This window comes from Elstera litoralis, assembly GCF_000963705.1.
Classification (GTDB): domain Bacteria; phylum Pseudomonadota; class Alphaproteobacteria; order Elsterales; family Elsteraceae; genus Elstera; species Elstera litoralis.
This window is the reverse complement of the sequence record NZ_LAJY01000880.1, coordinates 1-1,629: the sequence shown is the minus strand read 5'-3', so window position 1 is coordinate 1,629 and position 1,629 is coordinate 1. Positions and strand designations below refer to the sequence as shown.

At 44.4% G+C, this 1,629-nt stretch carries 2 protein-coding genes; both read left to right on the top strand.

Annotated elements, in window-relative coordinates:
• The first annotated feature begins 101 nt into the window (after window positions 1–101).
• Complete coding sequence (locus VZ95_RS24705; protein ID WP_156995486.1) at window positions 102–782, top strand: hypothetical protein; 681 nt, start codon at window positions 102–104, stop codon at window positions 780–782.
• 130 nt (window positions 783–912) lie between these two features.
• The gene (locus tag VZ95_RS24700) at window positions 913–1,614 is read left to right on the top strand and encodes a hypothetical protein (RefSeq protein WP_156995485.1); all 702 of its coding nucleotides are present in this window, start codon (window positions 913–915) and stop codon (window positions 1,612–1,614) included.
• Window positions 1,615–1,629 lie beyond the last annotated feature (15 nt).

Genomic DNA, 1,629 nt, shown 5'->3' with positions numbered 1-1,629 from the left:
ACTGGCATCAAGGGACGTGTGCCCCCGCAGTACCCGGTATCAGGTTATTATCTTGAGCGGGTGTACCCTCGAGACACGGGTCAATAATAAGGGGCTTTAATATGCTTAAGCGTCTTTTGAGATGGATCAAAACTCATCCAATCAGATCCTTTTTCTTGATTCTCTTTTTCCCAGTTTATGGGTTTATATTTTTCCTTTCCATTGCTATTCCTATTGGATTGGCTCGAGATTGGTATTACGAAAAATTCCCTTTTTCTTATCTGGCGGTCAGGTTGTTTGCCGAACCGGGTGAGGACACGCTGATGTTTCGCTATCGCCTAGGAGATCGGCTGTTGTATGTCCGCTCGGATATTGCGCGACCGGCCCGGTATTCAGGAAGAGAAGAGGCGATTTGTAATCCTCTTTGGGGAGAGTGCAGGGTTTTTCCGTTGCGAGTGCTGATCTATAAAGAACCTGATACCGATAAAATCTGTATTGGTCGTTATCCAGACTGTCCATTTTATCCAGATATTCCGTACAGTCATACAGTGCAGTTTGTAATACGGTCTTTTAAAAATAATAAAAATGATTCTGATCTTATAAAAAAATCCTGCGAAGAGGATTTTCATATTTTCTCTGATGGAAATTATCGCGGTTACGATGTTGCTCGAGCTTATGGACGGCAACAAATAATTTGCCCCTTAGTCCAACCGGATGGCGTTCTCGATTCCCTCTTAACTGCTATGGAGACTGGCAATTATGACCGATTCCCCCGCAACCGAAAAGCGATTTCCGCTGACTGATGCCCAGAAAGCGGAAATTGAGCCGTTGAAGGCTGATAAGAATTGGCCCGAGATTTATCGGCGCTTGGAGGTCATGGCCCGCGCTAATTCAGCCATTAGAATCTTATGTTAACAGATTGGAGTATCGAAAATGCTTAAGCGTCTTTTTGGGTGGATAAAAAATCATCCAATCAGATCATTTTTATTGACTCTTTTTTTCCCTGTTTATGGAGGGATATTTTTTTTCATAGTAATGGCTTCTTATGCCGGAATTATGGATTGGTATTACGAAAAATTCCCTTTTTCCACTCTAGCGGTCAGGCTGTTTGCCGAACCGGGCGAAGACACATTGATGTTTCGCTATCGCCTGGGAGATCGGCTGCTGTATGTCCGTTCCGATGTAGCGATGCCTGCCCGGTATTCGGGAAGAGAAGAGGGGATTTGCAACCCTCTCTGGGGGGAGTGCAGGGTTAGCCCTTTGCGCGTGCTGATCTACAGGGTGCCTGAGACCGATAAAATCTGCATTGGCCGCTATCCAGATTGCGCCTATCGGCTTGGCGCAGATTATAATTTGACAGGGGAGTTTTCTATTTACTCATCATCTTCTAGTGTAAATGTGAATGATTTATTAAATAAAGTGTGTTTTAAAGATTTTTATATTTCAACATATGGAAATTATAAGGATTATTACGTCGATAGGGCTGCTGGACGAAAGGAAAACCTATGTGATTTTATTCAGCCCAACGGCGTACTCGATTCCCTCTTAACCGCTATGGAGACTGGCAATTATGACAAATTCCCCCGTAACCGGAAAAACCTTCCCCCTGACCGACGCCCAGAAGGCCGAGATTGAGCGTTAAAGGCCGAT

Bases quoted from the DNA above. Each gene is read 5' to 3' on its own strand.
- VZ95_RS24705 (WP_156995486.1), top strand. From the start codon at position 102: ATGCTTAAGCGTCTTTTGAGATGGATCAAAACTCATCCAATCAGATCC.
- VZ95_RS24700 (WP_156995485.1), top strand. From the start codon at position 913: ATGCTTAAGCGTCTTTTTGGGTGGATAAAAAATCATCCAATCAGATCA.